The following is an 11,464-nucleotide window of genomic DNA, read 5'->3' as shown; positions in this document are numbered from 1 at the left end:
CTCAGGGCTGCGCCGGCGTATTGAGGTAATTGTCCTTGACCCGCACATAGTGCTCGGCCGAGTAGCGCAGCCAGGTCTTTTCGTCGTCCGTCAGCGGACGCACCTTCTCGGCCGGGCGCCCCATGTACAGGAATCCGCTTTCCAGGCGCTTGCCCGACGGGACCAGGCTGCCTGCGCCCAGGATCACCAGGTCTTCGACCACCACATCGTCCATCACGATGCTGCCCATGCCGATCAGGCAGTCGTTGCCGATGCGGCAGCCGTGCAGGATGACCGAATGGCCGACCGTGACGTAGTCGCCGATGACCAGGGGCGAGCCCTGCGGCTTGTGCGGTGTGCGGTGGGCAACGTGGCCCATCGTCAGGTCCTGGATATTGGTGCAGCTGCCGATGACGATGTCGTTGACGTCGCCGCGCAGCACCGCGTTGCACCAGACCGAGGAATCGGCGCCGATGCGCACGTTGCCGATGACCTGGGCCGATGCGTGGAGATAGACGCCTTCGGCGAGTTGCGGGAGGGCGTCGAGGTAGGGAGCGATGGGCATGATGGCCGCCATCTTATCGGCTTTGTGCCGGCTTGGGCAATCCTGTGGCTGCGTCATGGGCGCGACATCGTTTGCTGCTATGCTGGGCCGCTTCTGCCCTCGGTCCGCCCATGCCGCCCAAGTCCGCCGCCATCGCCGCCGCCCCAGCCTCCTCCGCGTGGTCCATCTTCTGGATCTTCCTGAGACTCGGCCTGACCTCGTTCGGCGGCCCGATCGCCCATCTGGGCTACTATCGCAACGAGTTCGTCCTGCGCCGCGCGTGGCTCGACGAGGCGCGCTACGGCGACCTGGTGGCGCTGTGCCAGTTCCTGCCCGGGCCCGCGTCGACCCAGGTCAGCTTCTCGCTCGGCGTGCTGCGCGGTGGCGGCCTGGCCGGCGGCCTGGCGGCCTGGCTTGGATTCACGCTGCCGTCGGCGCTGCTGATGTTCTCGTTCGCGCTGGGCGCCGCGCATCTTGCCGGGCCATCGGCGGCAGGCGTCGTGCATGGTCTCAAGCTGGTGGCGGTGGCGGTGGTGGCGCAGGCGGTATGGGGCATGGCGCGCACGCTCACACCGGACCGGCAGCGCATCGCCATTGCGCTCGTGGCCATCGGGATCGTCGTGATGGCCGACGGGCCGGCCGGGCAGCTGACCGCCATCGCCGTCGGCGCACTGGCCGGACACCGGCTGTGCCGTGGAACCGTCGCGCAACCGGTTGGCCAACTGTCCATGCCGGTCAGCCGCCGGGCCGGCTGGGCGGCGCTGGTGCTGTTCGCGCTCCTGCTGCTTGCGCTTCCCTTGCTGGCCGGGTTGGCGGCATATCGCCCGCTGACGCTGTTCGACGCCTTCTATCGCTCGGGCGCCCTGGTATTCGGCGGCGGTCATGTCGTGCTGCCGATGCTGCAGGCCGAGACGGTGGCCACCGGCTGGGTATCGAGCGAGACCTTCCTTGCCGGGTATGGGCTGGCGCAAGCGCTGCCCGGACCGGTGTTTGCCTTTGCCGCCTTCCTCGGCGCACAGGCCGGCATGACGGCCGGTGCGCCCGCCGGCGCGGCGCTTGCCCTGCTTGGGCTGTTCCTTCCCGGCCTGCTGCTGGTCTACGGGACCTTGCCGTTCTGGGATAGCTTTCGGCGTCATGCGGCCGCGCGCCGCGCCATGATGGGCGCTAACGCCGCCGTGGTCGGCATCCTGGCTGCCGCGCTGTACCACCCGGTATGGACCGGCGCCGTGTTCGATATCCGCGATGCGGCCATCGCCCTGGGCGGCTTCATGCTGCTGGCAGTGTGGAAGGCGCCGTCCTGGATCGTCGTGATCCTGTCGGCGGCCGCAGGCGGATTACTGGCGACCGTCTAGCCGAACAGCCCTTCATCGGAACCATCGCCGTCGAAGAAACCACCCAGGCTGTCGTCGTTGTTGTTGTCGGCCAGGCTGTCGTCGGGGCCGCCGCCGGGTTCGTCGACCGCGCCGATGCCAGCTTGATCGGCCAGCGTGCCGCCACCTGCCGCCTCGGCCGCGCCACCTTCAGCCGCATTGTCCGCCAGCAGATGGTTCGACGCGCCCTGCCCGTCATTGCCCAGCAGGTTGCCGATACCGTGGAACAGGAAGCTGCCGGCAGCCACGCCGGCCGCCGTGGCCGCCACCGTGCCCAGCATGCTGCCGCCGGCGCCGCCCAGGAAGCCGCCGCTTTTCGCCGGCTGGGACTGCGGTGCGGAGCCGGTCGGTCCGTTTTGCTGGTACGCCCCCTGCTTGACGCCCGGGACGGGATTCGATGGCTGGCCTTGCGCGGAGTTGCCCCACTGATTGGCGTCGAGGAAGCCGCCGCCACCCTTGCCGCCCTGGTTCTCCAATTCGGCGATGCGGGCCTTGGCATTGCCCAGCGCCTGCTCCACCAGCAGCGCGCGCTGTACCAGCAGGTAGGCGGCGTCCGGCTGTTGGGCCACGGCGCGCTGGATCAGCGCGTCGGCATCGGGGTCCTTGGTGACGCCCCTGGCCTGGACGAGCTGGCCGAGGAAGTCCTGCAAGGTTTTTTCGTCGGATGGGTTCATTGTCGAGCTCCTGTCTGATGGACGGTATTCCCCTATGTTGTGGATCAGTCATCGGAATTTCAAGTTCTGCGTCAAGCTGCGCTACCATGGAATTTCTCGCCAACCGCTACAGGAGGATTCAATGAGCTCGACCGTGGTTCCCTGCCTTCGCTATCGCGACGCCTCGCGCATGATCGAATGGCTCTGCACCAATCTTGGTTTCGAGAAGCGCCTGGTGGTTCCCGGAAAGGGCAAGGACGTCGGCCATGCCGAACTGACGCTCAGCGACGGCATGGTCATGATAGGCACCGAAGCCGACGACGCCTACGGCCAGCTCCTGACCACACCGCAAAAGACTGGTGGACTACAGACCCAGACCATCTGGATCCGGGTGGATGATGCCGACGACGTGTACGCACGGGTGGTGGACAGTGGCGCCGACATCGTCAAGGTCATCGACGACGCACCTTACGGAGGCCGAGAATTCGCCTGCCGCGATCCCGAGGGCCATGTGTGGAATGTGGGCACTTACGATCCCTGGAAGGCGTCCTGATCGCTTTCCGCTGCGCTTGTTGCTATGCTATCGGCTGGCGCCGTGAGCGGCATTCATCATTTCAAGGAAGCACAACATGGTCTCGCTGCAAGAGCAGTTACTGAAAGCCGGCCTGGTCGACAAGAAGAAGGTCAAGCAGGTCAACCAGGACAAGAGCAAGCAACACAAGGAAGTGTTGCGTACCGGCGTGGAAAAGGTTAACCAATCGCGTGAAGCGGCGCTCGAGATGCAGCGCAAGAACGCGGAGCGTGCGCGCGAGCTGAACGCCCAGCGCGACGCCGACGCCGCCCAGAAAGCCATCCTGGCGCAGATCGCCCAGCTGGTGCAGCAGAACAAGCAATCGAAGGGCAAGGGCGACGTGCCCTACAACTTTACCTTCGGCACCAAGATCGAGCGCATCCACGTGACGTCGCAGATCGTCGAGCATTTGGTGGCGGGACGCCTGGTGATCGTCCACATGAATGGCAGCTTCGAGCTGGTGCCGCGCGTGATCGGCGAAAAGATCGCCCAGCGCGATGCCTCGATCGTGGTCCAGGTCAAGAAGAAGGTGCAGGAAGCGGAAGAAGACGATCCGTACGCGGATTTCAAGATTCCGGACGATCTGATGTGGTAATCAAAAGGCGGCCCCGCCGATATCCAGACGAGGCCGCCAGACGAACGCTTATTGCTTCGTCTTGTTTTCAACGTCCTGCACGTCCGAACCGGTCTTCTTCGAAGACCGCTCGCCTTCCTTCTTCGGCTGCCCCAGGCCGGATGCGGTCGTCTCCTGCTTGCTGCTGCCCTGGAAGTCAGGGTCCACGATGTTCGCGCTTTCCGGCCCTTCTGCGGCCGGGTTCTCCCGCTTGTCGCGGTCGGTATTGGCCGGGATCTGCCGATCGACGGTTCCCGTCCTTTCAACCTGAGTGGTGTTCGAACCCGTCTTGTCCGCCTGGGCTGCGGCGCTCGCCGCGATGATCACACCACTCAACAGCACGATGACTTTCTTCATGGCTACTACCTCCAATTCCAGGTCAAGCATATACGCATGTCATCACAGTGGTGCCCGAATCCCGGATCACAAGGCCTGCTTACACTCCCAGGTCACGGCCCCCGAAGGCATTCGGCAACTGCGCCGCCGCGGTGGTCTCGAATACATCGCCGTCCAGGTTGGTCAGCACCACCGGCAATTCGTTGCCGCCCAACTCGAGGATCACCTGGCGGCAGGCGCCGCAGGGCGCGATCGGGCCTTCGGTCTGGCCGATCACGGCCAGGGCCGCGAAATCGCCCGGTTGGTAGCCGCTGGCGATGGCGCTGAACAAGGCGGTGCGCTCGGCACAGTTGCACAGGCCGTAGGCGGCGTTCTCCACATTACAGCCGCGGAAGATGCGGCCATCCCTGCACTCCAGCGCGGCGCCCACCTTGAACTTCGAGTAGGGGGCATAGGCCAGCTCGCGCGCGGCGCGCGCCTCATCGATCAGTTTCGCGTATTTCATGGTGTGGCTCACGGACGAACGGTGCGGTGGATCATCGGCTCGACGGCCGGCTTATCGAGGGCGATACGGTAGGCGGCCTGCACCTGGCCGATGGCCTGCTCGGCCGCCTGCTGGCTGCGTGCATGCACCATCGCCAGCGGCTGGCCGACGGCGATTGCGTCGCCCAGTTCCACCAGGCCGGTAAGGCCGACGGCGAAGTCGATCGCATCCTGCGGACGCACGCGGCCACCGCCCAGCGCCACCACGGCCAGGCCCAGTTCGCGGGTGTCGACCGCGCTCGCATAGCCGGCCTGCAGCGCAGGCGCGGGAACGATGACCGGCGCCGTTTCCAGGTGTGCGTCGGGCTTGTCCATCAGGTCGGCCGGGCCGCCCAGGGCGCTGACCATGCGTGCGAAACGCTCGGCGGCTTCGCCCGAATCGAGGGCTGCCTGCAGCTTGGCGCGCGCTTCCTGCTCGCTCGACGCCAGGCCGGAGATGACGAGCATCTCGGCGCACAGCGCCATCGTCACTTCGTGCAGGCGCGCTGGGCGCGATTTGCCGCTCAGGTAGTCGATCGCGACGCGCACTTCGACGGCATTGCCGGCGGCGTGGCACAGCGATTCGTTCATGCCTGTCAGGATGGCCGAGGTGCGGGTGCCGGCGCCGTTGCCGACGTTGACGATCGATTCGGCCAGCTCCAGCGATTTTTGCGGGGTCGGCATGAAGGCGCCGCTGCCGACCTTCACGTCCATCACCAGCGCGTCCAGGCCCGCCGACAGCTTCTTGGACAGGATCGAACCGGTGATCATGGCCACCGATTCCACGGTCGCCGTGGTGTCGCGGATGCTGTAGAAACGCTTGTCGGCCGGCGCCAGCTGGGCGGTCTGGCCGATGATGGCCACGCCCACGTCCTGCACCACCTGGCGGAATTTTTCCGGTTCCGGCACCGTGCTGTAGCCCGGGATCGAATCGAACTTGTCGAGCGTACCGCCGGTGTGGCCCAGGCCACGGCCCGAGATCATCGGCACGAAACCGCCGCAGGCCGCGATCATCGGTCCCAGCATCAGCGACACCACGTCGCCGACGCCGCCGGTCGAGTGCTTGTCGACCACCGGGCCGGGCAGGTTCAGGGATTTCCATTCCATGACCTGGCCCGAGTCGCGCATCGCCAGGGTGAAGGCGACGCGTTCGTCCATCGTCATGTCGTTGAAGTAGACCGCCATCGCGAATGCTGCGATCTGGCCTTCGGTGACGCTGCCGTCAGGGATGCCACGCACGAAGAACCCGATCTCTTCGGCGGAAAGGACGCCACCGTCGCGCTTCTTGCGGACGATTTCTTGGGGGAGGAACATAGTGAACGTTTCTATCAAATGTTAGCTTCAAAACGTCATTCCCGCGAAGGCGGGAATCCAAGTGAGCTAGCGTAACGCGAACGACTTGGATTCCCGCCTGCGCGGGAATGACGGGGGTTTGAGGTTCCGGGCTGTTTAATTACACGCCGTACGGAATCCAGACATTCTTGACCTGGCTCGCATGCTGCAGCACCGTGCGGCCGCAGGCCTGCTTCGGATCGAACCAATCGCGGCCCTTGGCGCCGCCAGTCCAGGTACGCTTGAGCGAGTCGGCCGACAAACGCTCGACTTCCGCGCAGCCTTCCTTTGATCCGTCATGACGCCACACCGCATCGATATCGCCATGCGTCGCCAGCGTGCGCGCCAGCTCGTCGCTTGACCCGGTGACGATATTCAGCGCGCCGCCCGGCAGGTCCGAGGTATCCAGCACCTGGTACAGGTCGATGCTTGATAACGGATGCTGCTCCGACGGCACCGCCACCACGCGGTTGCCCAGCGCCAGCGCCGGCGCCACCAGCGAGATGAAGCCCAGCAGCGGGTTCTCGTTCGGGCACACGATGCCGATCACGCCGACCGCTTCGTTCAGCGCCACGGTGATGCCGTGCATCGGCGGCTGGTGCGCCGCGCCGTCGTATTTGTCGGCCCACGCCGCCCAGTAGAACAGGCGCTCGATCGAGGCTTGCACCTCGCGCGCTGCGTCCTTCGAACCGGTCTGCTGCGCGATGCGCTGGGCGAATTCGTCGGCACGGATCGCCAGGTTCTCGGCAATGTAGTACAGCACCTGCGCGCGGTTGTGCGCGGTCGCGCGGGTCCAGCCGGCGGCCTTGTGCGCCGCTTCCACGGCGTTGCGGATGTCCTTGCGGCTACCCGAGGCGACATCCGCGATGAACTCTCCATCGGGGCTAAAATAGGAATCGCTATATCCACTGTCAGGTCGCACCTGCTTGCCGCCGATGTACAGCTTGGCGGTGCGATCGACCGCGAACGGGCTGTCTTCCTGCGCCGGCTTGGCCTTGGCTTTGTCGGCCACGACCGGCGCCGATGGACGCGCATCTTCCGCCAGCGGCGTCAGGTACTCGTACATGCCCTCTTTGCCGCCTTCGCGGCCATAACCCGACTCCTTGTAGCCGCCGAAGCCGCAGGCTGCATCGAACTGGTTCGCGGTGTTGATCCACACCACGCCGGCCTTGATCTGCGGGACCACGTCCAGCGCCAGGCTGATCGACTCGCTCCACACGCAGGCCGCCAGGCCGTACACGGTGTTGTTGGCCAATTGAACGGCTTCGGCCGGGGTGCGGAAGCTCATCGCCACCAAGACTGGGCCAAAGATTTCAGCCTGGGCCACGGCGTTTGATGTCGAAGCGCCCGTGATCAGGGTCGGCAGATACCACGAACCGGTCGTCGCCAGTTCCACATTCGGCTGCCACACTTCGCAACCTTCGGCACGCGCCGATTCCACGAGGCCGTGGATGCGCTGCTGCTGCACCGGATCGACCAGCGCGCCGATATCGTTCGATTTATCGAGCGGCGAGCCGACGCGCAGGTTCTGCATGCGCGTCTTCACCTTACCGATGAAGCGCTCATACACCGATTCCTGCACCAGGAGGCGTGAACCGGCGCAGCACACCTGCCCCTGGTTGAACCAGATCGAATCGACCAGGCCTTCGACCGCCGCATCCAGGTCGGCGTCGTCGAACACGATGAAGGGGGATTTTCCGCCCAACTCCAGCGACAGCTTCTTGCCGCTGCCGGCGGTGGCCTTGCGGATCAGGCGGCCGACTTCGGTCGAGCCGGTAAAGGCGATCTTGTCGATGCCAGGGTGATTCACGATGGCTTCGCCCACGCGGCCGTCGCCGGTAACGATATTGACGACGCCGGCCGGCACGCCGGCGCGCTGGCAGATCTCGGCGAACAGCAAGGCGGTCAGCGGCGTGTACTCGGCCGGCTTGAACACGACGGTGTTACCGGCGGCCAGCGCCGGTGCGATCTTCCATGCCAGCATCAGCAGCGGGAAGTTCCATGGCACGATCTGGCCGACCACGCCGACGGCACGGTAGTCGGCGAATTCTTCCGACTGCAATTGCGCCCAGCCGGCGTGATGATAGAAGTGGCGCGCGGCCAGCGGCAGGTCGGCATCGCGGGTTTCGCGGATGGTCTTGCCGTTGTCCAGCGTTTCAAGCACCGCGAACAGGCGCGCATGCTTTTGCAGCAGGCGCGACAAGGCGTACATGATTTTTGCGCGGCCATGGCCGCCAAGGGCGACCCAGCCCGGCTGGGCGCGGCGCGCGGCGGCGACGGCGCGTTCGACGTCGTCTTGCGTCGCTTGCGTCACCTGCGCCAGCTCGCCGCCGTCGGCAGGGTTATTGGTGGCGAAGGTCTCGGCGGCGTCCGACCATGCGTTGTCGATGAACAGCCCGAAACGGCGACCATGCTGGTCCAGCCACGCGAGCGCTTCCTTGGTACTCTCTGGTGCAGGACCGTAATCCATGGTGTTAAGAATCTCTTTGATTGTTGGCATGACGAAGTCCGGTATTAAGGTTGCGCGTGGCGATGGGCGGCCGAGTAGTTGCCGGTCACGTAGTGCTCCAGCTGGCGCTCGATGTCGGTCAGCAGGCTGGAAGCGCCGATGCGGAACAGGTGCGGCTGCAGCCAGTCGTTGCCCAGTTCTTCCTTCATCACGGTCAGGTATTGCAGCGCCGACTTGGCGCTCGAGACGCCGCCGGCCGGCTTGTAGCCGACCTGGAAGCCGGTCAATTCGTAATAGTCGCGAATCGCGCGCACCATCACCAGCGACACCGGGATGGTGGCGTTGACGCCTTCGTTGCCGGTCGAGGTCTTGATGAAGTCCGCGCCGGCCATCATGCAGACCCACGAAGCCTTGGCCACGTTTTCCAGGGTCACCAGGTCGCCGGTGGCCAGGATGGCCTTGACGTGCGCTTCGCCGCAAGCCTGGCGGTAGGCCACCATCTCGTCGTACAGCGCTTGCCAGTTACCCGTCAACACGTGCTGGCGGGTGATGACGATGTCGATCTCGGTCGCGCCGGCGGCCACCGACAGCTCGATCTCGCGCACCTTGGTTTCCATGCTCGACAGGCCGGCCGGGAACGCGGTCGACACGGCGGCGATCGGCAGGCGGCCGTTCAGCACCTTGACGGCCGGGGTGATCATCTCGTGGTACACGCAGACCGCGCCGGTCGTCAGCGTCTCGAGGCCCAGGGCTTGCATCAGGTCGGCGCGCAGCGGGCGCATCGCCTTCATGCACAGGCGTTCGACGCGGCCCGGCGTGTCGTCGCCACCGAGAGTGGTCAGGTCGATGCATTCGATCGCACGCACCAGCCAGGCGGCCTGGTATTCCTTCTTGACCGTGCGGCGGTTCGCCAGGCTGGCGGCGCGGCGGTCGGCCGCGTTGCGGTTGACCTTGACGCTGCCCACCAGGCCCAGGTCCAGCGCCATGCCGGCATTACGTTTGAAATCCAGGGGCTGGGTCATAGCAGTGCGGTTCCGTTCGAAAGTGGTTTGACGCCGAGGTGTTTGGCCAGGGTGGCGCCGATGCTCGAGAAGGTGTCGGCGGTCGGCAGTTCCTGCGCCTTGACGTTCGGGCCGAAGAAGATCATCGGGATGTGCTCGCGGGTGTGGTCCGAGCCGGGCGCGGTCGGGTCGCAGCCGTGGTCGGCGGTGATCACGACCAGGTCGCCGTCCTTCAGCTTGGCCATGAATTCCGGCAGGCGCGCATCCAGCTCGTGCAGCGCGTTCGAATAGCCGGCGACGTCGCGGCGGTGGCCGAAGTGCATGTCGAAGTCGACGAAGTTCACAAAAGTGAGCGATTTGTCGCCCGCCTCATCGGCGACTTCCAGCAGGCGGTCGAACAGCGCCATATTGTCCGGGCCCTTGACCAGGCGCGTCACGCCTTGCGCCGCGAAGATATCGCTGATTTTACCCAGTGCGATCATCTCGCCGCCCGCATCTTTCACATGGTCGAGCAGGGTCGGCGCGATCGGCGGCACGGCGTAGTCGTGACGGTTCGCGGTGCGCTTGTAGTCGCCATTGGCGCCCACGAAAGGACGCGCGATCACGCGGCCGATATTGTAGGGCTTGACCAGCTCATAGGCGGCTTCGCAGACTTCGTACAGGCGCTCCAGGCCGAAGTGTTCTTCGTGCGCCGCGATCTGCAGCACCGAGTCGGCCGAGGTGTACAGGATCGGCTTGCCGGTGGCGACGTGCTCGTCGCCCAGCTCATTGATCACGGTGGTGCCCGAGGCGTGGCAGTTGCCCAGCCAGCCCGGCACGCCGGTCAATTCTTGCAGCTTGTCGGTCAGCTCTTGCGGGAACGACGGCACGGTCTTGGGGAAGTAACCCCAGTCGAACAGCACCGGCACGCCGGCAATTTCCCAGTGGCCGCTCTGCGTGTCCTTGCCGGTCGACTGTTCGCGGGCGACGCCCCAGGCGCCAGCAAAACCGTCGCGCAGGTCGAAGCCCGGCGCCCATTCGCCGCTGGCTTTATGCGCCGCAGCGGCCAGGCCCAGTTTCTCGAGGTTCGGCAGCGACATTGGCTTGCCTTCATTCGCAGCCCACTCGGCGATGTGGCCGAAGGTGTTGGCGCCCGTGTCGCCGTATTTGTCGGCGTCGGGCAGTGCGCCCAGGCCGAAGGAATCAAGCAGGAGGATGAATGCGCGTGACATGGTCTTCGCTTTCTTCGATTCTAGGAATTCAGGGCTCAGGCGCGTGGGGTCGAACCGACGCGATCAATGTAGGCGTGGATCAGCGTGACCATGTCCTTGGCCGCGATCGCCGCGTACTTCAGCGTCTGCTCGTGCGACAGCGCGAACGGCGACAGGCCTTCGGCCAGGTTGGTGATGGCCGAGACGGCGGTGACCTTCAGGCCGCAGTGGCGCGCGGCGATCACTTCAGGGATCAGCGACATGCCCACGACATCGGCGCCCAGCGTTTTAAAGGCGCGGATTTCGGCGACGGTCTCGAAGTGCGGACCGGCAGCGGCCAGGTACACGCCTTCGTGCAGGACGATGCCCTTTTCCGCGGCGACGGCCTTCACCTGCTCGCGGGTCTGCGCGTCATAGGCGTTGGACATGCTGAAGAAGCGCGGGCCGAAGCGTTCGTCGTTCGGGCCGGACATCGGGCTGCCCGGCAGGAAGTTGATGTGGTCGGTGATCGCGACCAGGCTGCCGGCGTCGGCTTCCACGCGCAGCGAGCCGGCGGCATTGGTGACGAACAGCAGTTCGCAGCCGATTTCCTTGAGCGTGCGGATGGCCGAGGTCATCACGCCCGGGCCATAGCCTTCATAGAAGTGGCCGCGACCCTTCATGCAGGCGACCGGCACGCCGGCCAGGGTGCCCAGCACCAGTTCGCCGGCATGGCCGTGCACGGTGGAGATCGGGAAGCCCGGCAGGTCGGCATAGCCGATCGACACCGCATCGACCAGTTGTTCGGCCAGCACGCCCAGTCCGGAACCGAGGATCAGCGCCACACGCGGGGCGAAACCCGGCTTGCGGGCGCGGATGATGTCGGCGGCTTCGAATGGGGTATTGCTGGACATGATATTCCTTG

Annotated in this window: 12 protein-coding genes; 3 read left to right on the top strand and 9 right to left on the bottom strand. The window is 65.5% G+C overall.

All coding sequences use genetic code 11. The features are described from left to right. Position 1 precedes the first annotated feature (1 nt). Entirely contained in the window at positions 2–544 is a 543-nt protein-coding gene (locus tag SOM61_RS04295) for a gamma carbonic anhydrase family protein (protein ID WP_320472950.1), read from the bottom strand. A gap of 110 nt (positions 545–654) precedes the next feature. Between SOM61_RS04295 and chrA the strand changes: the two genes are divergently transcribed. Next, positions 655–1,875 (top strand): chromate efflux transporter, encoded by a 1,221-nt coding sequence (gene chrA, locus SOM61_RS04290; protein WP_320472949.1) that lies wholly within the window; start codon positions 655–657, stop codon positions 1,873–1,875. Here chrA and SOM61_RS04285 read toward each other — a convergent pair. Beyond that, positions 1,872–2,567: a DUF2076 family protein gene (locus SOM61_RS04285; protein WP_320472948.1), complete on the bottom strand. Its 696-nt coding sequence runs from the start codon at positions 2,565–2,567 to the stop codon at positions 1,872–1,874. The genes chrA and SOM61_RS04285 overlap by 4 nt on opposite strands. A 121-nt stretch (positions 2,568–2,688) precedes the next feature. On the opposite strand from SOM61_RS04285, the gene SOM61_RS04280 reads away from it, so the two are divergent. Further along, entirely contained in the window at positions 2,689–3,099 is a 411-nt protein-coding gene (locus tag SOM61_RS04280; RefSeq protein ID WP_320472947.1) for a VOC family protein, read from the top strand. Between the two features lie 76 nt (positions 3,100–3,175). Beyond that, positions 3,176–3,712, top strand: a complete 537-nt coding sequence (locus SOM61_RS04275) for a DUF2058 domain-containing protein (protein WP_320472946.1) — start codon at positions 3,176–3,178, stop codon at positions 3,710–3,712. 48 nt (positions 3,713–3,760) lie between these two features. Here the strand turns inward: SOM61_RS04275 and SOM61_RS04270 are convergent, their stop codons facing one another. The 7 genes from SOM61_RS04270 to xapA form a co-directional block, all read right to left on the bottom strand. Then, positions 3,761–4,087, bottom strand: coding sequence for a hypothetical protein (locus SOM61_RS04270; protein ID WP_320472945.1), 327 nt, complete (start codon positions 4,085–4,087; stop codon positions 3,761–3,763). A 79-nt stretch (positions 4,088–4,166) separates the two neighbouring features. Continuing rightward, complete coding sequence (locus SOM61_RS04265; RefSeq protein WP_320472944.1) at positions 4,167–4,571, bottom strand: cytidine deaminase; 405 nt, start codon at positions 4,569–4,571, stop codon at positions 4,167–4,169. Between the two features lie 8 nt (positions 4,572–4,579). Continuing rightward, a complete protein-coding gene (gene deoA / locus SOM61_RS04260) occupies positions 4,580–5,902 on the bottom strand; it encodes a thymidine phosphorylase (protein WP_320472943.1) in 1,323 nt (440 codons plus the stop codon). Positions 5,903–6,041: 139 nt separating this feature from the next. Continuing rightward, positions 6,042–8,420 (bottom strand): aldehyde dehydrogenase family protein, encoded by a 2,379-nt coding sequence (locus SOM61_RS04255; RefSeq protein WP_414674926.1) that lies wholly within the window; start codon positions 8,418–8,420, stop codon positions 6,042–6,044. 14 nt (positions 8,421–8,434) lie between these two features. Next, positions 8,435–9,391 (bottom strand): deoxyribose-phosphate aldolase, encoded by a 957-nt coding sequence (gene deoC, locus SOM61_RS04250; RefSeq protein ID WP_320472942.1) that lies wholly within the window; start codon positions 9,389–9,391, stop codon positions 8,435–8,437. Then, complete coding sequence (locus tag SOM61_RS04245; RefSeq protein WP_320472941.1) at positions 9,388–10,581, bottom strand: phosphopentomutase; 1,194 nt, start codon at positions 10,579–10,581, stop codon at positions 9,388–9,390. Before SOM61_RS04245 ends, deoC begins: the two co-directional genes overlap by 4 nt. 35 nt (positions 10,582–10,616) lie before the next feature. Next, a complete protein-coding gene (gene xapA, locus SOM61_RS04240; RefSeq protein ID WP_320472940.1) occupies positions 10,617–11,453 on the bottom strand; it encodes a xanthosine phosphorylase in 837 nt (278 codons plus the stop codon). Positions 11,454–11,464: the final 11 nt, after the last annotated feature.

Origin of the sequence: Massilia sp. CFBP9012 (assembly GCF_034045115.1) — a bacterium.
Lineage (GTDB): Bacteria > Pseudomonadota > Gammaproteobacteria > Burkholderiales > Burkholderiaceae_D > Telluria.
This window is presented reverse-complemented; position numbering and strand designations above follow the sequence as displayed.

What these genes read in the sequence shown, in the direction of transcription:
- SOM61_RS04295 (WP_320472950.1), bottom strand. Translation starts at nt 544, where the DNA reads ATGCCCATCGCTCCCTACCTCGACGCCCTCCCGCAACTCGCCGAAGGC.
- chrA (WP_320472949.1), top strand. Translation starts at nt 655, where the DNA reads ATGCCGCCCAAGTCCGCCGCCATCGCCGCCGCCCCAGCCTCCTCCGCG.
- SOM61_RS04285 (WP_320472948.1), bottom strand. Translation starts at nt 2,567, where the DNA reads ATGAACCCATCCGACGAAAAAACCTTGCAGGACTTCCTCGGCCAGCTC.
- SOM61_RS04280 (WP_320472947.1), top strand. Translation starts at nt 2,689, where the DNA reads ATGAGCTCGACCGTGGTTCCCTGCCTTCGCTATCGCGACGCCTCGCGC.
- SOM61_RS04275 (WP_320472946.1), top strand. Translation starts at nt 3,176, where the DNA reads ATGGTCTCGCTGCAAGAGCAGTTACTGAAAGCCGGCCTGGTCGACAAG.
- SOM61_RS04270 (WP_320472945.1), bottom strand. Translation starts at nt 4,087, where the DNA reads ATGAAGAAAGTCATCGTGCTGTTGAGTGGTGTGATCATCGCGGCGAGC.
- SOM61_RS04265 (WP_320472944.1), bottom strand. Translation starts at nt 4,571, where the DNA reads ATGAAATACGCGAAACTGATCGATGAGGCGCGCGCCGCGCGCGAGCTG.
- deoA (WP_320472943.1), bottom strand. Translation starts at nt 5,902, where the DNA reads ATGTTCCTCCCCCAAGAAATCGTCCGCAAGAAGCGCGACGGTGGCGTC.
- SOM61_RS04255 (WP_414674926.1), bottom strand. Translation starts at nt 8,420, where the DNA reads ATGCCAACAATCAAAGAGATTCTTAACACCATGGATTACGGTCCTGCA.
- deoC (WP_320472942.1), bottom strand. Translation starts at nt 9,391, where the DNA reads ATGACCCAGCCCCTGGATTTCAAACGTAATGCCGGCATGGCGCTGGAC.
- SOM61_RS04245 (WP_320472941.1), bottom strand. Translation starts at nt 10,581, where the DNA reads ATGTCACGCGCATTCATCCTCCTGCTTGATTCCTTCGGCCTGGGCGCA.
- xapA (WP_320472940.1), bottom strand. Translation starts at nt 11,453, where the DNA reads ATGTCCAGCAATACCCCATTCGAAGCCGCCGACATCATCCGCGCCCGC.